The sequence below is a fragment of the Nostoc sp. C110 genome, assembly GCF_043099725.1.
GTDB lineage: Bacteria > Cyanobacteriota > Cyanobacteriia > Cyanobacteriales > Nostocaceae > Nostoc > Nostoc muscorum_A.
Window position 1 is genome coordinate 60,135 of record NZ_CP171138.1, and the last position, 22,315, is coordinate 82,449.

General features: G+C 41.1%; 22 protein-coding genes and 2 pseudogenes. 13 read left to right on the top strand and 11 right to left on the bottom strand.

Features of this window, described 5'->3' with window-relative positions; all coding sequences use genetic code 11:
• Position 1 precedes the first annotated feature (1 nt).
• The 4 genes from ACFFRD_RS02030 (at position 2) to ACFFRD_RS02045 (ending at position 4,068) form a co-directional block, all read left to right on the top strand.
• Positions 2-718, top strand: coding sequence for a hypothetical protein (locus ACFFRD_RS02030; RefSeq protein ID WP_392476185.1), 717 nt, complete (start codon positions 2-4; stop codon positions 716-718).
• Positions 719-743: 25 nt separating this feature from the next.
• Positions 744-1,292, top strand: a complete 549-nt coding sequence (locus ACFFRD_RS02035; protein WP_392476186.1) for a hypothetical protein — start codon at positions 744-746, stop codon at positions 1,290-1,292.
• A complete protein-coding gene (locus ACFFRD_RS02040) occupies positions 1,289-3,187 on the top strand; it encodes a type IV secretory system conjugative DNA transfer family protein (RefSeq protein WP_392476187.1) in 1,899 nt (632 codons plus the stop codon). Before ACFFRD_RS02035 ends, ACFFRD_RS02040 begins: the two co-directional genes overlap by 4 nt.
• A 209-nt stretch (positions 3,188-3,396) precedes the next feature.
• Positions 3,397-4,068 (top strand): response regulator, encoded by a 672-nt coding sequence (locus tag ACFFRD_RS02045; RefSeq protein ID WP_392476188.1) that lies wholly within the window; start codon positions 3,397-3,399, stop codon positions 4,066-4,068.
• A 612-nt stretch (positions 4,069-4,680) separates the two neighbouring features.
• Here ACFFRD_RS02045 and ACFFRD_RS02050 read toward each other — a convergent pair.
• A complete protein-coding gene (locus ACFFRD_RS02050; RefSeq protein ID WP_392476189.1) occupies positions 4,681-5,271 on the bottom strand; it encodes an ImmA/IrrE family metallo-endopeptidase in 591 nt (196 codons plus the stop codon).
• Complete coding sequence (locus ACFFRD_RS02055) at positions 5,268-5,627, bottom strand: helix-turn-helix domain-containing protein (RefSeq protein WP_392476190.1); 360 nt, start codon at positions 5,625-5,627, stop codon at positions 5,268-5,270. The genes ACFFRD_RS02050 and ACFFRD_RS02055 overlap by 4 nt, the downstream gene beginning before the upstream one ends.
• 165 nt (positions 5,628-5,792) lie before the next feature.
• Between ACFFRD_RS02055 and ACFFRD_RS02060 the strand changes: the two genes are divergently transcribed.
• From ACFFRD_RS02060 to ACFFRD_RS02095, 8 genes and pseudogenes are all read left to right on the top strand, one after another.
• Complete coding sequence (locus tag ACFFRD_RS02060; RefSeq protein ID WP_242059201.1) at positions 5,793-6,266, top strand: multiubiquitin domain-containing protein; 474 nt, start codon at positions 5,793-5,795, stop codon at positions 6,264-6,266.
• Positions 6,241-7,425, top strand: a complete 1,185-nt coding sequence (locus ACFFRD_RS02065; protein ID WP_392476191.1) for a ThiF family adenylyltransferase — start codon at positions 6,241-6,243, stop codon at positions 7,423-7,425. The genes ACFFRD_RS02060 and ACFFRD_RS02065 overlap by 26 nt, the downstream gene beginning before the upstream one ends.
• Positions 7,426-7,429: 4 nt before the next feature.
• Positions 7,430-7,858, top strand: coding sequence for a DUF6527 family protein (locus ACFFRD_RS02070; RefSeq protein WP_094351996.1), 429 nt, complete (start codon positions 7,430-7,432; stop codon positions 7,856-7,858).
• Between the two features lie 47 nt (positions 7,859-7,905).
• Positions 7,906-8,808 carry a nucleotidyltransferase gene (locus ACFFRD_RS02075; RefSeq protein ID WP_190895158.1) on the top strand — a complete coding sequence of 301 codons (903 nt, stop codon included), beginning with the start codon at positions 7,906-7,908 and terminating at the stop codon, positions 8,806-8,808.
• Positions 8,805-9,488: a hypothetical protein gene (locus ACFFRD_RS02080; RefSeq protein ID WP_094343811.1), complete on the top strand. Its 684-nt coding sequence runs from the start codon at positions 8,805-8,807 to the stop codon at positions 9,486-9,488. The genes ACFFRD_RS02075 and ACFFRD_RS02080 overlap by 4 nt, the downstream gene beginning before the upstream one ends.
• Before the next feature lie 17 nt (positions 9,489-9,505).
• Positions 9,506-9,691, top strand: coding sequence for a hypothetical protein (locus ACFFRD_RS02085; RefSeq protein WP_392476192.1), 186 nt, complete (start codon positions 9,506-9,508; stop codon positions 9,689-9,691).
• A gap of 200 nt (positions 9,692-9,891) precedes the next feature.
• Positions 9,892-10,473 carry a tyrosine-type recombinase/integrase gene (locus ACFFRD_RS02090; RefSeq protein WP_340097008.1) on the top strand — a complete coding sequence of 194 codons (582 nt, stop codon included), beginning with the start codon at positions 9,892-9,894 and terminating at the stop codon, positions 10,471-10,473.
• 30 nt (positions 10,474-10,503) lie between these two features.
• Positions 10,504-10,698 (top strand): annotated as a pseudogene (locus ACFFRD_RS02095) (tyrosine-type recombinase/integrase); the annotation flags it as partial.
• 149 nt (positions 10,699-10,847) lie between these two features.
• Here the strand turns inward: ACFFRD_RS02095 and ACFFRD_RS02100 are convergent.
• Positions 10,848-11,030 (bottom strand): annotated as a pseudogene (locus tag ACFFRD_RS02100) (hypothetical protein); the annotation flags it as partial.
• 245 nt (positions 11,031-11,275) lie between these two features.
• Between ACFFRD_RS02100 and ACFFRD_RS02105 the strand changes: the two are divergent.
• A complete protein-coding gene (locus ACFFRD_RS02105; protein WP_392476193.1) occupies positions 11,276-12,427 on the top strand; it encodes a pentapeptide repeat-containing protein in 1,152 nt (383 codons plus the stop codon).
• A 91-nt stretch (positions 12,428-12,518) separates the two neighbouring features.
• Here ACFFRD_RS02105 and ACFFRD_RS02110 read toward each other — a convergent pair whose 3' ends face one another.
• The 8 genes from ACFFRD_RS02110 to ACFFRD_RS02145 form a co-directional block, all read right to left on the bottom strand.
• Complete coding sequence (locus ACFFRD_RS02110) at positions 12,519-15,671, bottom strand: type I restriction endonuclease subunit R (protein ID WP_392476194.1); 3,153 nt, start codon at positions 15,669-15,671, stop codon at positions 12,519-12,521.
• The gene (locus tag ACFFRD_RS02115) at positions 15,668-16,693 is read right to left on the bottom strand and encodes a hypothetical protein (protein ID WP_392476195.1); all 1,026 of its coding nucleotides are present in this window, start codon (positions 16,691-16,693) and stop codon (positions 15,668-15,670) included. The genes ACFFRD_RS02110 and ACFFRD_RS02115 overlap by 4 nt, the downstream gene beginning before the upstream one ends.
• 56 nt (positions 16,694-16,749) lie before the next feature.
• On the bottom strand, positions 16,750-18,054 hold the full coding sequence (locus ACFFRD_RS02120; protein WP_392476196.1) for a restriction endonuclease subunit S: 1,305 nt from the start codon (positions 18,052-18,054) through the stop codon (positions 16,750-16,752).
• 236 nt (positions 18,055-18,290) lie between these two features.
• Positions 18,291-18,722 carry a type II toxin-antitoxin system VapC family toxin gene (locus ACFFRD_RS02125; RefSeq protein ID WP_392476197.1) on the bottom strand — a complete coding sequence of 144 codons (432 nt, stop codon included), beginning with the start codon at positions 18,720-18,722 and terminating at the stop codon, positions 18,291-18,293.
• A complete protein-coding gene (locus ACFFRD_RS02130; protein WP_392476198.1) occupies positions 18,719-18,988 on the bottom strand; it encodes a hypothetical protein in 270 nt (89 codons plus the stop codon). The genes ACFFRD_RS02125 and ACFFRD_RS02130 overlap by 4 nt, the downstream gene beginning before the upstream one ends.
• Before the next feature lie 10 nt (positions 18,989-18,998).
• Entirely contained in the window at positions 18,999-20,582 is a 1,584-nt protein-coding gene (locus ACFFRD_RS02135; RefSeq protein ID WP_392476199.1) for a type I restriction-modification system subunit M, read from the bottom strand.
• A gap of 541 nt (positions 20,583-21,123) precedes the next feature.
• A complete protein-coding gene (locus ACFFRD_RS02140) occupies positions 21,124-21,357 on the bottom strand; it encodes a hypothetical protein (RefSeq protein ID WP_104910315.1) in 234 nt (77 codons plus the stop codon).
• Positions 21,358-21,359: 2 nt separating this feature from the next.
• Positions 21,360-22,001: a ParA family protein gene (locus tag ACFFRD_RS02145; RefSeq protein ID WP_392476200.1), complete on the bottom strand. Its 642-nt coding sequence runs from the start codon at positions 21,999-22,001 to the stop codon at positions 21,360-21,362.
• Between the last annotated feature and the right edge of the window lie 314 nt (positions 22,002-22,315).

The window sequence follows — 22,315 nt, forward strand, 5'->3', positions numbered from 1 at the left end:
AATGGACTTTGCAATACGTAATCCGGTACTTGGTCATGCAAGTCATATTGACGAGAAGGCGCAATCTTGGGGAGGGTTTGAGTCTGATATTCTGGGCTATCTTTCGGATATAAATAAGCTCGAACAGTTTGCGGATTATGCGAATAATGCCCAAGAATTATCAGATAGGTTAGAGCCTTTCTTAGACAACGCCAAGGTCGTCTTTGAGGCGATGGAGAAGCTGACCAAAGGACAAGTTACCTGGGTCGAACTTCGTAAACAATATGGCTCTCATGTTGCGGGTGCTATCGCCAAAATTCGCAAACTAAACTCCGAGTTTGATTCGGAGATGAGTAAAATAGATGCCCAAGATAGAGCCGACTTGTTGCGGATTGACCAAAAGCGTAAACACGCTTTAACTGAAGTTGCAGCCCAATTACATCAAGATTTACAAGCTGAACTTTGGCGGCATGAAAACAAGATTAGTGGCATAGAAAACAGGCAAGTTGTGCAAGCCGAAAGGCAAGCAATTACTACGGGATTAAGAGAGAAACGCCAACAACTTTTAGCCCGTGCGAGGTATGGCTCAAGGGCTTTAGAACCCAATCAAGCACCCCAAGAAGTCATACCAGTTACTAGCCAAACTTCTGCACCAGCATCTAGTGTTTCTGCAACAGGAACAGTTCGCGGTTGGGGTGCAATGTTGGGTAACTTGTGGCAGAAATTAGGCGATAGATAACTATTAGTTGAAAGGACACAGGCTGATGCTAGTAAGGAAACGAAATGAAGATCCTCATAGCGTCAGCCCTTTTTTACATGAAGGGCTGGCACAAACACCACAATCAACTAAGCAGCATCAACAACCCGAACAGTTACCACCACTGCCAGAAAATAACAGAGGTAGAACATTTAGACGTGCTGGTAATGCCTGTGAAATTGTCGCTGGCAGTTGTCTAAACAGTGCAGTAATTTTCACTTTTCATCTGTTGCAAGTTCACCCAGTTGGAATGTTCTTAGCTGTGGGTACTGCACACCTGTACTTTACTGCCACTGCAACAGGTGAAGGGTTCAATAATTTCGTCACTAATTTAATGACTGGTTGCAGTGCATCACTGGCGTTATTATGTGCGCTTTCCGACCCGTTGGGTGAGTGGAATGAAGCGAGAACTTCTACTAGTACAGTTAAGACTTCTATTGAGTCGGTTTATAAGCCAAAAACTGCTGAATCTTCAAGTTGGATGGATGGTGCAGGAGTGGGCATATTTCTAGCGATATTAATGATTTTTCTATTTGGTGGTAGTCAGAGGAAATGAATTATTTAACCGACAAACATAAACAGTTATCCGAGTCCCAACAATCGGGTTTAATGAAGTGGTTCGGACAGTTACCGATGGATAAAAAAGCTGTTGCAATTGGGCTGAGTTTAACTGTAGGAATTAGCTCGGCAGCGATGGCGTGGAAAGGGGAGTCAAGCGACCGAATTTATTTTTGTGTCAAAACCCCAAAGAAAACATTGGTATGTCAGGACAAGAATAACAGACCATTTCGCATGACCCCATTTTATTGGTCACAGTGGCAGTTAGAAGGAATGCCGCGCCAAGTAGTGCGTAACCCAGCTATGGGGGTAAACGGACTGGTGAAAGCGACTAACGCATATAAGCCTTTTTGGGCGTTTGGGGGATTCCTGGGGTTTGCGCTTGCGGGGTGGATGCTCCGCCATTGTCAAAATGAGGAGAAGCAGAGAGCAGTTTTTGAAGACATCGCCCAAAAACGGGACGCAGCAAAGGCAGAGATGGCCGCACGTTCCGAGCTACTAGAGAGTTGCCGAGACGTTGCGATCGCAGAAGTCCAACTACAGGCGGATTTGGATCTAATCGCTAACGATCGCACTGTTGATATCCAAAAAGCTGAGATTTACGCCCACACCGAGATTGAAGTTACCCAAATGGAGGCAACTGATGCACTTTTCGAGGCGCAGACGGCTGGGATGACCGAAGAACAGAAGGCAGAGTACATCAAGCAGTTGCGTGAGATGAAAACCCCTTATCTGCAAGGGAGCCAAACTTTACAGGGGACGATTGACCCCAACGATAAGGTTACTGGAGATGAACAGGGCGCAATCGCACCGGGAGCAACCCCAACAGGTGATTACCTTCACCCATCAGAAGCTCTTGCCCTGAATACTTTGCAAGCCCTAGCCAGAGCCGATAGTTCTACTGCTTTAGTCGCCGCGCCGGGAAGCGGTAAATCAGTAACCCTCAATTACTTAATTGGGCGGATTTTGGCTGATTCCCCAGGGGCGGACATCTGGGTAATTAGTGCTAAGAATGATAGTTTCTGTGGTTTACGGGAGAAAGAGAGAGTAATTGTTTTTGACGGGGAAAACCCAGACCTAGCCAAAGAGGTAATTGACAACTTTTACACGGACTACAAACAGCGTAAACAGCTACCAGAATCAAAACGCGAATCCTTACCACCATTGATTCTCATTCTGGATGATTGGTTAGTGATTGCTGACTCTTTAAGCAAGCTTTACTCTGATTGGAATTATGGGAGTAAATTACTTGATGTTTTACTGATTGGTAGAGAGTTTAATACTAAGTTCATTGCCTCCCTACAGTCTTTTAATTTGGCGGCTTTGGGCATTGAAAAGATGGATGCCCAAACTCGTCTCTGTCTCAATTTATTGTTGTTAGGTAACAGGTATATCAAGAACGGAAGGGAGCAAGAATCTTATGGGGTGCTGGAGTTAATTTTAAATAGAGGTGACATTATCCCAGGGAAGCAAGAGCGGGAGCAAATTAAATCTAAATACTTGGATATTAAAGCAGTCTCTTATCAAAACTTGCGTCCAGTAATGATTGCTTCCGTTGGGGGTTTTGTTGTGGCATTAATGCCAAAATTATCTAATCAAGTCAAGCCGATTGCTTCGGAGCAGGAATATCTAGATAGAGTATTTGACCTGGAATTTAATTTAAGTCCGACTCACCAGATACATCCTAAACCATTATCTGAAGTGGCTAACAAGATTTATGAATACTTCCAGAATGTGAAGTCGAAAACGCCAAAAACATTACGTGATTTGAAGAAGGCAGATAGGTTATCTGGTTATAAGGAGCAAGAATTAATTGATGGTTTAGCTGAATTAGTAGAGAGGGAGAAGATAAATTGTGACGGCAATGATAACTACTCCCTACCTGATTGGTGAAAGTCCTGCCGTGATGCCGTGGTCATAAAAAGGAATGTCTTACTGGCTTTTCTGAGTGGACACGGCATCACGGCACAATCACGGCAATCCCTGCCCTGTATAGGTCGTAGCCTACGGCACTGCTACGGCAGCACGGACACCCACGGCAGAAGCATCAATAATAAGTCTGCCAATAAACAGCCATTTATTATTAGAGGATTAATCAAATCATGCTGAAAATAGTAATTGTTGAACCAGAAACATTCACGCTCTTGGGCATCAAAAGTGCTATTGAACAATCTCCAGATATAGAAGTAACTGGTGATGCCTCCAGTGGAAAGCTAGGGTTTCAGTTAATTGAACAGACCAACCCTGATGTTGTGTTAGTAGATTTACTCTTACCCGACATGAGTGGTTTAGAACTGACTAGCTCAATCAAAAGGAAAACTAATAGTAAAGTGGTGATTTTTACTAATCAGACTCATTCCGACTTTATTAAGTCAGCTTTCCGTCATGGTGCTGATTCTTATATGCTCAAAAGTGCTGATATAGAATTGATTGAACTAGCCATCAAGAGAGCTTACTTTGATGAATGCCTGCTTGACCCAAAGCTGGCTAAAAAACTGTTAAAAAACCTTGATAAAAATAGATATATTGACCCTAGTTTTGCTGATAAAAACTTGCTTGACTCTCCCACCGAACGACAAATACAAGTCCTGCGTTTACTGGCTCAGGGTTTAGGTTTTGAACAGATTGCCAAAGAAATGTTTCTCTCTGTTAGTACAGTCAAACATTACGCCAGCGATTTGTACAGTAAATGGCACGTCAAGAACAGTTATGAGGCGATAAAAAGAGGGGCGATGCTTGGTTATATAGACTATAACTTGATTGTGAATGAATGATGTATTGGTGAGGATAGCGAAAGGATTAAGTTGGGGAGTGGTGGGGTTTAATTCTGATGCCAAAAACCAAGAGCAAAATCTATTTGTGGGGTGGATACACCGAATTTCTTATAGTATCTCTTGATTACTTACCCGTGTTATAGTACATTAGTTCTATGAAATACCTCCTTAGCTAACCAAAAATCAAACCCCGCTTTTTTCGTGGGGTTTATTTTTGTACAAAATCTCTATGTCCCTAACACTACTAGCCCAATCGTTGCTGCAATACGCCCAGATCGGACAGGAAGAACATCGGCAGTCATAGGCATCACCGTGCCAAAAAAGGTTTTTTGTACGCTAAGGAAAATTCTGAGCCAATGCCACGCAGAGTTGTTGCGCGGTCTTGGCTCTGCAAATGCGCTCTAAAACTGGCTTTGAGATGCAAAGTAAGAAACGTAATCATCAACGTTTCTTAAACCAAACTTCTAGTTGCTTCTCTATCTAATGAAATATTACCTCAGAAAGGTAGGGCGGAAACTATTGCTGTACAAGGATTACAGCCTTAGCGTACAATTTTACCCTTTTGGCGCGGTGATGCCAGAATCTTCAGGACAGGAATAGCCATAGCTATGCTTAACGAGATAGCTGCTTCTCTACGCCCGTTATACGTAGTCGATACTTGTACAACTCCTTACTAACACCAAAATAATCGGCCGCAGCTTCAATATCCATCTTCTGACGATGACTGCCAGCGATAGCAGGTCTAGGGAGTAAGAGACAAGCACCCAACCAATCGGCTTCGGCCTCCTGGCGCTTATCAAATGTACGAAAGCCTATGCCAGTGCTATCAGATACGATGATCTGGGATGATTCATGGTTAAGAATGATGTGAGCCTGCTCGTGCATCAGATCATTGGATTGGCGGGCAACTGAATGGGACGGATTGAGTACGATAATGTCTTTTGTTCCTGAGCGGACGGTAACAGCAGACCATTCATCGCCCTCCGTTGATTGAAGGTAACGAAGCGTTTCACGGGGTAAGCCTGGCACATTGGCGAGTTCCCAGATAAATACATTTAAATACTTTGCAAGTTCGCGTGCAGGCAACGGGTCTGTATCTTTCAGACCTAAATGTGACCTGACCTGAATCGCAGTGTTCTCGCATCGTGATTTGAAACCCCGGACGAACAGTGCTTCATCATTTTTTGATATTGGGCCGATCATTCGTCATCCTCTGCCACGGCAGCTTGATGAATAGCAAGAATTAATGCACCCAAATGTTGCGCGGTCTTTGGACTCATTGTCTTGCCTGCCTTAAAGTGAGCAAGCATGACCGTTTGGTTGGGCTTGGATGTAGTTTCTGTTTCTCCCTGCTCCTTGTAACCCAGAACCTCGCCAGGATCGACTCCAAGCCAGGCACAAATTTTTGTAAAGGAGTCTAGATCAGGCTGTTTTCCTGCCTCTACTCGTGATAGGGTTGCCGCACTGATATTCATTTCTGCCGCAACTTGTCTCAGTCCTCTGCTACCCCTTCGTTTCTTGATGAGGGGGCCAAGTTGCTCAAGTGTAAGCCTAGCCATAAAAAATCCTTTCGTTTTTGTTTCACTATTGCAACACTGTTGCAGAGGTGATATAATAGATTTGAATCACTGAAGCAACGTTGTTGCAGAGATGGAATAGTTTCACTCTATCACGATTAGCATCAGGGGTTTGTATTGTATTAGCTATTTTGGTGTGAGGATTTAATGATGAACGAAAAAGAACACAAGCATGATGTAGGGCATAGTAAAGTCCGTGTCCATATAGATCGTAAGCAGTACGAGTCGCCGAATCCAACAACAGGTTCAGCGCTTTATGTACTTGGGCACGTTCCTCATGGATTCGAGCTGTTTCAGGAGGTAGAGGGAAAGCAGGAAGATAAAGTCATCCCGAATGATGGAAATGAGATTCATCTCAAAGAAGACGAGCATTTTTATAGCACTAAAGAATTCAAGATCATCGTGAACGGTCGTCCCAAAGAGGTTACTTCAAAGGAATTATCGTTTACCGAGATTGTCTCTTTGGCATTTAGTAATCCTCCGACAGGCGAAAACATCCTTTTTACAGTTACATACGAGAAGGGCAAAGGCAGCAGGCCTGAAGGAACTCTAGTCGAAGGACAATCGGTACATATTAAAAATGGGATGATCTTCAATGTCACAGCAACTGATAAGTCGTAGCATTGACTTAAAGCGTCTACAAGATGAAGGCTTTGATCTGGAGATCAACTCAGGCTATCTACTGGTCAAAAATATTCCGTATTTAAACTCCAACCGAGAAATCAAATACGGGATGCTTGTTTCAGAATTGACTCTTGCTGGCGATGTAACCACTAAACCTAGTACACACGTTATTGAGTTTGGCGGTGATCATCCTTGCCATAAAGACGGGACAGAAATAACTCAGATCAAACATGCGAGTACAAGAAAGCAACTCACTCAGGGAGTTGAAGTTCAACATACGTTTTCAAGCAAACCTCCTCAAGGCTATTCAAACTATTATGAAAAGCTGACTACGTATATCGCTATTATTTCTAGTCCTGCACAAGCAATTGATCCGGCTGTCACAGCAAAGAATTTCTCAGTTATCCAATCGGAGGAAGGAGAATCGCCATTCTGTTATCATGATACCGCATCAAGTAGGGCGGGTATCAATCTAATTTCTCAGAAATTAGCACTGGAAGATGTTGCTATTATTGGCTTAGGTGGAACGGGAACATACGTGTTGGATCTAGTAGCCAAAACTCCTGTCAAAAGAGTTCATCTATTTGATGGAGATAAATTATTTCAACATAACGCATTTAGGTCTCCAGGTGCGCCATCAATTGATGAACTGAGGGAAATTCCTTATAAGGTAATTTACTTCAAGGAACTGTACTCCAAAATGCATCAAGGTATTGTTCCTCATGCTTTCTATATTGAGGATGAAATAAGCGTTAATTATTTAAAGGAGATGAAGTTTGTATTCCTTTGCCTTGATAGAGGTACAGCAAAAAAACTAATTATTGAAAAATTAGAAGAATTTGGCATTCCTTTCATTGATGTCGGAATTGGTGTGAATTTAGTTGATGAATCGTTAGGGGGGATACTAAGAGTCACGACTAGCACTATAGAACAGCGTGAGCATATAAATAAAAGAGTTTCTTTTTCAGACAATAACGGTAACAACGACTATGCTCAAAATATTCAGATTGCTGATCTGAATGCTCTTAATGCAGCCTTAGCTGTAATAAAGTGGAAAAAAATATTTGGATTCTATCGAGACTTCAACGGGGAACATAATACTACATATACCATAGATGGCAATACACTAATTAACGAAGACCAGTTAGAAGGCTGAAACAGTGCTTAGACACGAATTTGTTGAATATATTCCTGATAACCTCAATGACAACACTATCTATGTGTCTATAAAGTTTGGAACCGTAGCTCATAAATGTTGCTGCGGATGTGGAAATGAGGTTTTTACTCCACTAAGCCCAACCGATTGGAAGTTAATCTTTAACGGTAAATCAATTTCGCTTGAGCCTTCAATTGGTAACTGGAGTTTTGAGTGTAAGTCTCATTATTGGATCAGACATAATGATGTTATATGGGCTGTCCAATGGTCACAAGAAGAGATTGACGCTGCCAGAATATATGATCGTTCTGCAAAAGAGAAATACTTTGAAGATGCTTCTAGTAACGTGATGACAGAGAAACCAAAGAGCGATAAACAAAAGCAAAGTTCTTGGATGAAATTGAAACAGTGGTGGTTGCAGTATTGGAAGTGACTGTAATAATATACCGCCCAAGAATGAGGTAGGGAGACTTTTAGTACATGAATATATCCGAAGATACCTTTGTTTCTTGGTCGAGGGGGCCTAGCCAAACAGAGTCTGATAAATGTGAGAACGCAGAGAGAATTGTTCGCAAAGCGATCAAAGCTGATGTTAAACTATCAAGCCTAGACATTTCCGTTTTTGCTCAAGGCTCTTACCGTGCCCGCACAAATGTTAGACAGAACAGTGATGTAGATATATGTGTCCGCTATAACTCAGCATTCTTTCCAGACTATCCCAGTGGTACTACACGAAACACGTTTGGTAATGTGGGTAGTGCTATATCCTTTGCTGAATTCAAGAATATGGTTGAGCAGGCGTTAGTCAATTACTTTGGTAGAAATGGGGTTACACGAGGTAATAAAGCTTTTGATGTTCATGCAAACACTTACAGAATTGATGCAGATGTAGTGCCTACTTTCGAGCATCGACACTACACAGGAAGATGGAACACAGATGGCACTCCTCACTACATTTCAGGTGTTGCCTTCAAGCCGGATAACGGTAGTTTGATACAGAATTGGCCTCAGCAGACTTACGATAATGGGGTAAATAGAAATAATAGTACAGGCCGGAAATATAAACGGGTTATTCGCATTTTGAAACGTCTCCGAGACAAAATGCAGAGCGAGAACGTATCAGGAGCCAAAAACATTTCGTCGTTTCTTATCGAATGCCTGGTTTGGAATGCTGCATTGGAAGCATTCTCAAAAGAGTCATACACAGAAATTCTTCGATATATCATTGTAGACATCTGGAGTCGCACACGTAAAGATGAAGATTGTTCTGAATGGGGTGAAGTAAATGAATTGAAGTATCTCTTCCGCAATTCTCAACCGTGGACTCGCCAGGAGGCGAATAATTTTCTCCAAGCAGTCTGGAATTATATTGGATATACATGAAGAATCTGAAAGCCAAATCATTTGCATATTTTCTTTTTGCACTGTTTGCGATTTGTTTTATCGGTGTCGCACTTGTCACAGGTGCAGAGATTACAGACATCTGGAGTGCATTGAAGATTGCCTATAAAACAATTCCAATTCTGGTGATTTTATGGGTAGGGTTTGTCACCTATGCTTGGAAATGGCGAATTTTTCAGAAGTGGCTTGTTCCCTTCCCTTATATTGAAGGGACTTGGCAAGGAAGCATACAAACGACCTGGAAGAATCCGCAGACTGGGGAGACTCCCGGCCCCATACCCACAATTCTCACAATTAAACAGTCCTTCACTCATATTAGTTGTGTTATGCGTACAGCAGAGATGACAAGTCGAAGTTACTTCGCCGACTTCTGGCTGGATAGTGATGAGCAATTACGAAAGCTTGGATATTGCTACACGAGTTCTCCCTCTATATCAGTTGCAGAACGTAGCCAGCCCCACGATGGCACAATTGCTTTAGAGATAATCGGTAATCCTGTAGAAAAACTTCATGGTATTTACTGGACTACGAGAAAAACAACAGGTGAAGTTACCTTAAGATTTCGTTGCCGTGAAAAACTTGACGAATATCCATCTGATCTAGGCGATCATCCGATGAAAGGTAGGGCGGAAACTATTGCTGTACAAGGATTACAGCCTTAGCGTACAATTTTACCCTTTTGGCGCGGTTATGCCATCGCCTGACTTGCGCCAAAATTGATATCAACTCTGATATCAATGCCCCATCTATTAAAGCGATCGCACTCTTGGCGGGCGGTTACGCCATCGCTCTGGGGAGTGCTTCACCGCAGCTATGCCAAAGTAGTGCTAAAAATCAGCAATCAAGTCGCCACTACAAGGAGTAACCCCCAAGCCTTGTATAGAAAAGATAGATATTTGCCAAACTTATCAATGGGGGTAAAATTGGGATTTTGAGGGTGTGAATGATAAGCGTGGCTTAACTGAGGCAATTTAAAGCGTGGATATTCACGACAGAATCAGGGTTTGGGACGATGAGAACTGTTGGTATTTCAACGTATAATACGAACAGTGTAAGAAAGCCAAAATGCTGGTACGTCGTAAGAATAAGGATTACAGGTCACGGGAATATCTTACAGTACGTGAGGTAAACAGCATACTGCGAGCGGCAAAAGTTTACGGACGGTACAAGGTGAGGAATTATGCGTTGATACTGTTAATATTTCGCCACGGGCTGCGGGTGTCGGAGGCTTGCGATTTGCGATGGGATGCGATTTCGTTTCTGGATGAGGAGATTTTTATCACGCGCAAAAAAGGGAGTGATAGCGGTGTGCATCCGTTGCCTGTGGATGAAATCGAGGCATTGAAAGAATTAAAGGAATTAAATATTGGTGGTAATTACGTTTTTATTGGGGAAAGGGGAGAGAGGTTAACCTCGGCTGCGGTACAAAGATTGTTGACTAGGTTGGGGGAAGTAGCTCTGTTAAACATCAAAATCCATCCGCACCAGTTACGCCATGCTTGCGGTTACTACCTTGTGAATGAAGGGCATAGTACCAGATTTATTCAGGAATTTTTGGGGCACAGGGACATCCGCCACACGGAAAAATATACCAAAGTTAATTCCAAACGCTTTTCTGGCATCAAGTGGAACACAATTGATGAGTAATGAAATTAACTGATAATCGCGTCGAATACCTGTGCGCGGGTGGGCATTGAAGGCGTTAGTACCCACAGTTTCAGGAGGACTGCGTTAACTAGGATGAGCGATGCCGGGATACCGTTGCGCCACATTCAGGAGATATCGGGGCATCGGACTTTGGCAGCTTTGGAGCGATATTTGAGGGTGACTGAGAAGCAGAAACAAAATGCCATCTCTGCTTTGGACTTTTGAACTAAGCAGATTCAAAATACTGTACGCTACACTGCGGAGAATCCCCGGCGGTTTGAGCATTTTGATTGGCAGTGGGAGTAGCCTTTTTGATGAGATTTTCATCGACTAACATCATTGGCTGATAGGATATTAGCTTGAGAGTAAACTATTTAATTACTTGGAACTAGTAACATCCGCGCCTCAATTCCTTCCCAGATTGTGGGGGACACTCGCACAGATGCTTTTTTGCAATGAATAGTAAGGTAGTTGGCGTAAAGATAATTGTCCAGTGGTTTGACATTTTTCAGGGAAAAATTGATTATATCTGGGTTGAGATTAAAAGCATTGAGTAAGGTTTGTTTGAGCTACTCAAAAAATGTCAGGCGCATTTCCAGTGGTTGTTCATTATCAAGAATTTTATCTTTTAGTTCTTTGAGTTCGCTACAGCTAAAGTCCACTCAAGTGAACTGGATTTTTTATAGAGTCCTCTAAAGAGGACTTGTGCTATGAGACTTGGAATTTATTCCGATGCGGTATTTTGCGCCTTTATGTGAGCTTTTGATACTATTATCAACAGTGACAAAATATTGAATCATTTATGTTTGAAAAGAATACAGACGTTCGGCGAATTTGGTTCATAGTCTTACTAATTATGTTTTTTCAGTCTATAATAGGAGTTATTTTAGCATCTGTAATTATTCCAGGTTTATCCACAGAACAGAGGCTAGATTATGGTATTAAAGCTTTAACAACTACCGGCACAATTTTTGCTGGAATTGCTGTATTTATTAACGCTTTCTATACAGGCAAAAATTCTGAAGCTCTAAATAAAAGTGCTATGGCTGCCTTAAAAAATGCTGAGGCTGCACTCAAAAATGCTGTAATCGCAGAAGACAAACAAATCACAGAACGCTTTGCAAAAGCCATTGAGCAGCTTGGCAGTGAAAAAATTGAAATGAGATCAGGCGCAATTTATACGTTAGAGAGAATTGCTAAGGATTCTGCAAAAGATCACTGGACAATTATGGAAGTCCTTACTGCGTTTGTGCGAGAGAATGCGCCGAGGAAGCCAGATGAAGAGAACACACAGCAAACGCCAAAAATTTGCACTGATATTCAAGCAGCCGTCACTGTTATTGGACGACGTAATTACGAAAATGACAAAAAAAATCAAAGCCTTGATTTAAGCAATATCGATATCCAAGGTGCTAACCTCATTGGAGCTAACCTGCAAGGGGCATTCCTCGGTGGAGCTAACCTGCAAGGGGCATTCCTCATTGGAGCTAACTTGCAAGAAGCAATCCTCTATAAAGCTAACTTGCAAGAAGCAATCCTCTATAAAGCTAACTTGCAAGAAGCAATGCTCAGAGAAGCTAACCTGCAAAAGGTAAATATCATTGGATCTCATCTACAAGGCGCAATTCTCTACACAGCTAACCGGCAAGAAGCCATCCTCAAAGAAGCTAAACTGCAAGATGCTGTAATCCTCGGTGTAGATACACTGCGAAGGGTACTCCTCGGTGTAGCTAATCTGCAAGAGGTACTCCTCGGTGTAGCTAACCTGCAAGAGGCATTCCTCAGTGGAGCTAATGGAGCTAACCTGCAAAAGGCAGACCTCAGTGGAGCTTACCTGGAAGGAGCAGATTTAAAAGGAGTGAAAAATCTAGAACAAAAGCAGATTGACTCAGCTAGGGGCGATCGCACCACTATTCTGCCAGATCATCTAGAATATCCGAAACATTGGCAATAACTTTCAGGAAATTTAAAATATTTATAGAAATCTAATATTAAAAATCACAGTCCAGTTAATGGTGACGTGGCGGCGGATTGTCCAAATCCTTTTATGTCTTGATTGAGACTTCAAATTCCGTAAAAACTTTGGCTTGCTCTAAGACTAGTTCCATAGCTAGTGCCTCCATATCGGGGGGATAACCATATTGACGGAGCAGCCTTTTAACTGCAACTTTCATTCGGGAACGGACACTTTCTTTAAGATTCCAGTCGATAGAGGCATTTTTGCGAATCCGATCTACTAGCACGATCGCTAATTCTCGCAGTTTATCAACACCCATTACATCCTGTGCGCTTTGGTTTTGTGACAGCGCATCATAAAAGGCCAGTTCATAGGGTTCTAGTCCCAGTTCTTCACCCCTGGCATTGGCAGCTTTCGTATCTTTTGCCAGTTCCAGCAGTTCTTCTAAGACATCCCCAACGGTGATAACTTGGTTGCGATAGCGGCGTAGAGCATCTTCTAACATTTCCGAGAGTTTACGACTTTGGACAATATTTGTCCGACTGCGAGTTTTAACTTCATCCTTGAGTAGTTTTTGCAGCAGTTCTACCGCAAGGTTTTGGTGTTCCATGCCCCGCACTTCTGCCATAAATTCATCGGAGATGATGGAGATGTCAGGATTTTTAATACCAGCCTCATCAAAGATGTTAATCACTGCATCGGATACCAACGCTTGATCTACGACTTGACGGATGGCGGTTTCGATGTCTTGGTTGCTGAGTCCACTACCATCACCGCCGCTTTCTAGTTTTCTGAGGCTGGCTTGGATGGCTTGGAAAAATGAGATGGTTTCTGATGCGGCGATCGCTTGGGGATGGGGGACGGCGAGAGAATGGGCTTTAGATAGGGCGATAACTTCACTGAGAAATCTATCTTTGATGTTTGGCGCAGCTACATAATTGGTGGCATTTTTGAGGATATTGAGTTTTTCGCCAGTGTCAGCATCAAAATAATGCTGATAGGTAAAGCCTGACATGATTTGCTCGACGATTTCCAGTTTGGCTAGGAGTAGTCCCACTGCCACATCTTGATTGAGGGTGAGGTCGCCTTTACCGCCACTTTGAGAATAAAAGGATAGGGCTTTTTTGAGTTCGGTGGCTAGTCCCAGATAATCCACAATCAAACCGCCTGTTTTTTCAAAATAGACGCGGTTAATCCGGGCGATCGCTTGCATTAAATTATGACTTTTAAGCGGTTTATCAATATACATGGTGTGCAGACATGGGGCATCAAAGCCTGTGAGCCACATATCGCAGACTATGGCTAATTCTAGGGAGTTTTCGGGGTCTTTGAGGCGTTGGGCGAGGTTTTGACGTTGGGCTTTGCTGGTGTGATGTTTAACTAAATTACCTTCATCGGCAGCAGAGGTAGTAATTACAACTTTGATTTTGCCTAAGTTGAGATCCTCACTGTGCCAATCAGGGCGGAGTTGAATTATGGCATCGTAGAGGTTAACGGCGATTTGGCGGCTCATGGTAACAATCATGGCTTTGCCTTTGTTTACCTGTTGCCGTGCCTCGAAGTGGGTGACAATATCTTGGGCAATCTGTTTTATTCTTTTAGTAGAACCAACAATCGCTTCCAGTTTTGTTTGTTTAACTTTGGCTTTTTGGGTAGTGCTAAGTTCTTCAAAGCTCAGGTCTTCGTCTAGCTCATCTAGGAGTTGTCTACCTGCTGCGTCTAAATCAACTTGTACTAAGCGGCTTTCGTAATAAATCGGCACGGTTGCCCCATCTTTAACGGCTTGGGCGATGTCGTAGATGTCGATATATTCACCAAAAATAGCGGGGGTGTTTTTGTCGGTTTGCTCTACAGGTGTACCAGTGAAGCCGACAAAGGTAGCATTGGGTAAGGCTTGTCTAATATATTTTGCAAAGCCGTATTTGGTGCGTTTACCAATCACGTTACCTTCAGCATCAAGGACGTTAACTTGTTTAGCTGTGAAACCGTATTGGCTGCGGTGGGCTTCATCAGCCAGGACAATGATATTAGGGCGAGGGCTGATTTGGGGATAGAGGGTTTCGCCATCAGCCGGGGAAAATTTCTGGACGGTGGTAAAAATGATACCGCCTGAGTTGGTGTTGAGCAGTTGGCGGACTTGTTCTCTATCTCCTGCTTGTTGGGGGTCTTGTCTAAGGAGTTGTTGACAGCCTGCGAAGGTATCAAATAGTTGATCATCTAAGTCATTGCGATCTGTCAACATGACGATGGTGGGGTTCTGGAGATTTTGGTTTAAAACCAGTTTTCCTGCCAGAAATACCATTGAAAGGGATTTACCACTTCCTTGGGTATGCCAAAGTACACCGCCTTTGCGTGCGCCTTCTTGGGATGAGGCATTAATGATAGATTCGACAGCTTTATTAACGGCGTAATATTGATGATATGCGGCGATTTTTTTAATGGTGGTAATGCTAACTATGCCTGTTTTCAGGTCTTCGGTTTTGGACTTTTCAAATACGGTAAAGTGACGAATTAAATCTAGTAAAGTTTGCTTGTTGAGTAGCCCGTTAGTTAAAATTTCTAGTTCGTTAATCTGGTTTTCGCCTGTAGGGTTTTTCCATGTGGAGAAGCGGTTAAACCCAGCCGTAAGTGAACCAGCACGGGCGGATAGTCCATCTGAAATTACTAATAGGGCATTGTAGGTAAATAGGCTAGGAATTCTGCATTTATAGGTTTTGAGTTGGTTATAGGCGGCGTTAAGATTGGCTTTTTCATTGGCGGCGTTTTTAAGTTCGATGACGACGAGGGGTAAGCCGTTAATGAACAGGACAATATCGGGGCGGTGGTTATGGTTGTCTTCAATGACTGTAAATTGGTTTACGGCGAGAAATTCGTTATTTTCGGGGTATTCCCAGTCAATTAATTTAACAGGTTCGCCTCTGGTTTCGCCGTTTTTTTGATATTCAACGGTGATGCCTTCTATGAGGTATTTATGGAATATTTCGTTGTTGTTGAGTAGGTCGGAACTAGCAATATTAAATATTTCCCGTTGTGCCTGATATTGGGCATCATGGGGAATGGTGGGGTTAATTCTTGATATTGCCTGTGGGAGTCTATCTTTTAAAATTACTTCACCGAAGGTTTCTCGCTCTTGCTTGATGCCTTCTGGTTGGATGTCGTAGCCGTTGCTGTAGCTATAACCAAGGTTTTGCAAGAGTTTGAGTTGGTATTGTTCGATTTCGTCTTCGGTGAGGTATTTCATAATAGTAAAGATTCAAGTATTTGAATTGATATATCAAAAATATTTCGTTCTATTTTAATTTCGCAGGATTGGTCAGCAATCACTTCAAATATAAAATAGTTGGGTTCTTCTGCTTGTTTCTTGTAGAAAAGAATATGAGGGTATCCATTGTGAAGATAACCATAAGCAAAAGGAGATAAGCAAATAATTTGATTATTGGCTATTAACTTACAAAACAATCGATATTCCTTCAAATTATCGATGTTTTTTTGTATAAAATTATTGTCTAAAATTAAGTCATGATTTCTTTTTTTTAATGAATGCCCATCGAATTTTAAAAATCTTATATCAGTAAGGCTACTAAGAGTATTTTTATATTGAATTAATGATATAGACTCTAGCTTCTTTACTTCAAAAAGCAAATCTATGACTTTCGATATAAGTAAATTGTATTTATCTTCAGCTTGAGATTCTTCTAAAGCTGCAATATGCGAAAAGGAATTTCTTTCATCATTTAATTCACGTAATTTGCCAATCACAGAAATTGGAACAATTTCACCAATTATAAGATTGAATGTATTTAGATCATTATATTCTAAAATTTTTTCAATGATTTCTAGTTTACAGCCTAGCCTATCTGATAACAAACCATTTCCATTCAACCTAATTCTGGCATTATTAAAAATACGCAATGTGGATAAACTTAGTCTCCTATCGATAATTTCTCCAATAGCTATAGCGTAGAGAATATATATCAAAGATTCCCAAGTACTACGGAGTAAATGTAATCTTTGATTATTATTTTCATAGCCGTGGTATGTTCTTTCAAAATAGAAAGCTATAGGTGCAGGAAATCTTTCCATCACCCTTTCTGGAAATGCTTCTTTTTGTTCTGTTAGATATTCATTATAGGCTTCAATATAAGCCTGTATATCCATTTCAAAAAGAATTAAACTAGCAGGAGATGAAAAGTTTTCTATTTGAACTTCTTCATATTTTTCGTCTAAATAATCATTAAATTCTGGATTATCGTTATACTGCATAAGTAGGTGGACGTGGATATTTATCTTTAGGATAAGGCAGGAGGAAAGAGAGTTAGTTACATATCAACGCGGAGTTGACCACTCATTAGTTTAGGTAATATGGCATCACGGGTTTTAGTTAGAGTTTGGATTTGATTAAAATTTATTAGTATTTTGTCAATAGTTGCTGTGGCTAGGGCTGAAAATTTATCAATTAATTCAAAATCTGGAATCACAAAACTATACTCACAAATTCTTGATGGTGACGTATGGCGAACCGTAGAACCTGATGACGTTCCTAAAATATGAGATCGATATTCTCTACGACATAAAAGAAAATATAAAAATGTTTTGTCGATATTATTATTTTCTACCTTTCCTATCCTTTGGTTATGTAAAAATACTTTTCCTTTAATATCTGGAATAAATGCAGGATAGCCCAGGCTATCTCCCTCTTTACTTAAATCTGTCATTGTGATAGCCAAATCTTTTCTTCTTAAAACATACTCATTTAAATAATCATCAGCAGAGTAATATTTATACTTTGAATCATTGAATCCACCACCGATTTTAAAATTAACAGGAGTTAAAAGAATTTTTTCTGTTACTTCCGTTGTTATATATTCACCCTTGAAAGCATAGCCATGTTTAATATTGAGATATTGTCCTAATTTCCCAACACTCCAAGCTTCGGGAATATAGCCTAACGCCGATCGCACCATCGCCCCACCAGATGATTTATAGGGCTTGCCGTCTGCGTTGGGGAACTCGAAATCTATAAACCAATGCTTAAATAGAGTTTGTGCGATCGCCTCTAAAGTATCATTCTGTCGCCTCAGATTTTCGATTTTAGAAGATAAGTTAAAGTATAGTTCTCCTATAAATTCTTGATATTTTCTTTCAGGCAGAGGGATTAAAAGTTTATTAAAATCAGTTTTTTTGAAGTGTGGAATTACAGCATCAACATTAAGATATTTTATTCGTCTTTGTACTGTTTTTGAACGTAAAGCGGCAAATAAATAAAGTGGATCTATCTTCTTTTTATCCGCTCTAACAGCTACCATATCTTGCGCTATACAGAAATCAATATTCTCAGGAACAAGGCAAACTTCACCATTATTACTTCCTTTGTTGGTTAAAATGATATCGCCTGATTTTGGATGCGCTCTAAACCAGTTATCAAAAATTTCTTGTGATACATATCTAAGATTTAATTTTTGTGGATAAAGATGATCATTACTAATGCAATTAGTAGCAATTAAAGCTATAATCTTTTCAGATGTTTCAGCGAGTGGAACAGTTTTCCCTCTATTATCAACGACAAATTCCAAAGATTCTGCTAATGATATTTCATTTATGTTAAAAACTTTCCAATTACTCATAACTTAATATCTACTTTTACTAACTACTCTTTAAATTACAAAACAAAAAAAATAAGTTCACCCATAATTTACATCCAAAAGCTGCCTTAATTCCTGCTTACAAATCTCCCCATCTGGCAAATAAAGCTGACATTTCGACACAAAAAGCTAATTAGAAATATTATCTACTTAACCAAAATAAAAGTGCCAGACAGTGTTTAGCATTTTTCATTGTTAGTAGTTAAATCATCCATAACTCAGCCTTCACCACTATTAACAAACCAATTTTCAACCATTAAATCATTAAAAAACTCAAAATCAGAAATATTATTAGTTACCAAAATTAAATTATTACTGTAAGCAATACTCGCAACTTGACCATCAATAAAAGCTGGAGTTTTCCCCATCTTAGATAATCTAGCCCTTTCTTGGGCGTGCCACTGTGCAGCTTTTAAATCATAATTTAGTATTGTCATTTTCAAAGGTATTTGATTAATATATTCCACCAACAATCGACGTTTTTGTGATTCCACCAAACGTAAACAACCAAATAAAAGTTCGTGCATTACAACCGAACCAGTCGCAGTCTCTAGTTGATGCTCAGTCAGTTTTTTAACTACATTAACATTAGGACTTTGACGAGTGGCTTCTGAAATAATATTTGTGTCTAATAAATACTTGATACTCAAAACTCAACATCCCTACCGACAGAGCGATCGCGCATATCCGCAAAATCTGCATCATCAAAAGTAATGTTCTCCTGCTGCATCCTTTCTCTAAATCGTAAAGTCATATCCCAAAAGCCCTCAGACTCTGTTTGTTCTTCCTCTTTTTCTGCTACATCCTCAAGGATAGATGTGATTTCTTCTTCCAAAGTTCGTTGATGACTCTGAGCCAGACGTTTTAGTTTTTCTATAACAATGGGATTAAGCTGTTTCAAAATAACTTGAGTCACATTCATCTCCTTAATAATCAACCAACTCATCACTAACAATAAATCCCACCTTTAACAATTGCTTTTTAATCTCCTCATCCAACAATTGCCCCTCTCGCATTTGCTCACCTAATGCCATTGTAAGCTCACTCATTTTCTCCTCAAAGCTCACCCCATCCTCCACTTCATCAGGAATACCCACATATCGCCCTGGTGTCAACACAAAATTATGCTTTTCAATTTCAGCGATTGATGCAGATTTACAAAAGCCCTTGATATCGCGGTAACTGCCCCCCGACTTTTTCCACTTATGGTAAGTATCAGCAATCTTGCTAATCTCAGCCTCCGTAAAAGCACGACTACTGCGATTTACCATATAACCCAACTCTGAGGCATCAATAAACAATACCTCACCGTGTCTATCCCTGTTTTTATTGCCGTTCTTATACCGACTGAGAAACCACAAGCAAGCAGGAATCCCCGTATTGTAAAAAAGTTGGGTTGGCAACATGACAATACAATCCACCAAATCTTTCTGCACTAAAGCCTTGCGAATATCTCCCTCACCGCTTGTATTTGACGACAGCGAACCATTCGACAGCACAAAACCCGCCGAACCTGTGGGTGCTAAGTGGTAAACAAAATGCGATACCCAAGCAAAATTGGCATTCCCAACTGGAGGTACAAGGTCTTTATCCAGCCAGCGTCCATCATTTCGCAATAACTCGCCGCCCCAATCACTATCATTAAAAGGAGGATTAGCAATGACAAAATCCGCTTTTAAGTCCTTGTGAGCATCATTGAGAAACGAACCTTCAGGATTCCACTTAATATTTGAGCCGTCAATCCCCCTAATCGCCAAATTCATCCGGCACAACTTATAGGTTGTCTCGTTGCTCTCCTGCCCGTAGATGGAGATATCATCCAAACGCCCTTGATGATTCTTGACAAACTTTTCACTCTGGACAAACATCCCCCCCGAACCACAGCAAGGGTCAAATACCCGCCCATTGTAGGGTTCTAACATCTCAACTAAAAGTTTAACAATGCTTTCAGGTGTATAGAACTGTCCCCCCTTCTTGCCTTCGGCTAGAGCAAATTGTCCCAAAAAATATTCATAGACTCGTCCTAAAATATCCTGTGCCTGTGCCTCAGCATCCCCTAATGTAATTGATCCAATTAAGTCAATTAATCCACCCAAAGCTTTTTGGTCTAATTTCTGCTGTCCATACACCTTGGGCAAAATCCCTTTTAACCGTTTGGCGTTTTCCTGCTCGATTGCTTCCATACCCAAATCAACAGTTTTACCAATGTCGGGCTGCTTCGCCTGTGCCTGAAGATATGCCCACCGCGCCTCAACTGGTACAAAAAACACATTCTCCGCCGAATACTCATCCCGATCCTCTGGATCTGCCCCTGCGTAATCCCCCTCACCTGCAAGCAGCTTTTGATACAAGTCTTCAAAGGCATCAGAAATATATTTCAGAAAAATTAAACCTAAAACAATGTGCTTGTATTCAGCAGCATCAATATTTTTTCGCAGCTTATCCGCCGTTTTCCATAGTTTCTGCTCAAATGACTCTGAGTTATTCTGCTTTGCTGCTACTTCTGCCATCTTATCCCTAGTTTTTGCAAATAAATCTCAAACAATTTTAATTATCGTTTTCGTTCATAATCAGTAAACCACAAACTGTTGGAAATCACCTAAAAACAAGGATTACAGCCCTCCCTCATCTCCCTCATGAACAAGGAGTATTCAAGGTAATAGGGGTTCAGTCGGGGTACGCGCAAAATAGAACACGTTTTTATTGATTTACTAACTTGCCCATAAATGATATCGGGGCAATCAAAATTTTGCACCCCGATTAACCACCTTACTCAAAATTGTAGGGGCGAAATAAGCAATCGTACAGAGAGTAATGTAGCAATTTTTAAAACCTAAGTTATCGGTTATCGGTTAGCTTTTCTATAGGGGATGGGTTCACCCTAGCGATCACTGCTAAATCTTCCATTGCCCTGTGAAACCGATTCAGCCGAGTTTCTGACACTAATGCTTTGTCAGTATATCTTGTGTTGAAAACTATGAAATCAGAAATCGCTAAAAGAAGAAAGCAAGAAATCGTCTTTTCGTTCTTTCGCTAAATGACGAATCTTGATTAGCCATGATTATCTGTCCAGTATTTAAAAATCCGTTGCAATAGCTCGACTTGGGTACAACCGTAAGTAGCAGCCGCAATCTTAAAATCCTTTTTAAACTCGGCAGGCACTTTAAAATTTAGATTAGAAATTTCACCTGGATCGGGCTTCTCCAAGTTATCTTTTGTTTCCTTAATGCTAGGGGGTTCACCTTTGCTTGGTTTGCGAGGTGGTGGAGGTGGTTTAGTTGACATAATTAGGACTCTTGCTCACTCAACAGATCAATAATTCCTTGGGCTACTTGTTCTGCCCGTTGCTTCAAAGTAGGAAACGTGACCTCAGAAACAGCACGACCGTTATCACTTGCCTGACGGTAAGCTGTCTTTTCTGGAATTGAACCAGCCACTGTGACATATCCAGCTTTATGAATATATGCTCTGCCCTCCTCAATTTCATTCTCCCGATCGCCGACTCGACATAAAACAAAAATAATTTTATCCGTAGGAATTTTGGCGTTTACCAATTCATGCGCCAACAATACAGATGGTTTGAGATCATCCAGTGACAAGCCTGTGGGTAAGACAAGTAAATTACTTGCACGGGAAATTTCCAGTGTCCCTTGCATAGAATGTGGTGGCCCGTCCATAACCATGAGGTCATAAACCGAGGCGTGTTTCAGAGCTTGAGCAACAGTGCGGAATGGTTCAACAGCAATCTCCGGCTGGATACCGTTTAATTCGCGGCGTTGTTTCCAATCCGTACTCGTACCTTGAGAGATATCTAGGTCAGCAATCTTTACATCCCAGCCAGCAGCAGAATATTCACGGGCAATAAGTCGAGCAAGAGTACTTTTACCCACTCCCCCTTTCTGTGAAATGACACCCACCAATACGGTCATCAACTTTCGTCCTTTCGCCCTATAGCGAATTAGTTATATCGTGTTTTCGCTTAATCGTACAGAGAGATTTCGTTTAAGCAAGAATTAGCGATTTAACGAAATAACGATTTCGTCCTTCAATCCAAGTAAGGACAGCAAACGTAAAACCTATTGTAGATATACTGATTAAGAATGCAAAACTGCTCTCAAGTTTTTACAAGAGAGCAGTAGCAGCAAAGCGCGATAAATTTATATGGGGCTTCATAGATTTAATGCCCCGGTTACTGTATATGTGGTTCGGTATGTAGGGATATACAGCTTACATGGTAGCAAGT